Annotated in this window: 1 rRNA gene; it reads left to right on the top strand. The window is 51.9% G+C overall.

Annotated features, from left to right (window positions below):
• Positions 1-281 (top strand): 16S ribosomal RNA (locus UC75_RS17405); the annotation flags it as partial.
• Positions 282-341 lie beyond the last annotated feature (60 nt).

Raw genomic sequence — 341 nt, 5'->3', positions numbered from 1 at the left:
CCTAGCGATAGGATGCTAATCTCAAAAAGCCGATCGTAGTCCGGATTGGAGTCTGCAACTCGACTCCATGAAGTCGGAATCGCTAGTAATCGCGGATCAGAATGCCGCGGTGAATACGTTCCCGGGCCTTGTACACACCGCCCGTCACACCATGGGAGTTTGTTGCACCAGAAGTAGCTAGCCTAACTGCAAAGAGGGCGGTTACCACGGTGTGGCCGATGACTGGGGAGAAGTCGTAACAAGGTAGCCGTAGGGGAACCTGCGGCTGGATCACCTCCTTAACGAAAGATTGACGATTGGTAAGAATCCCCAACAAGTTGTTCTTCATAGATGTATCTGAG

The sequence above is a fragment of the Acinetobacter sp. V2 genome, from assembly GCF_001188385.1.
Classification (GTDB): Bacteria; Pseudomonadota; Gammaproteobacteria; order Pseudomonadales; family Moraxellaceae; genus Acinetobacter; species Acinetobacter oleivorans.
This window is presented reverse-complemented; position numbering and strand designations above follow the sequence as displayed.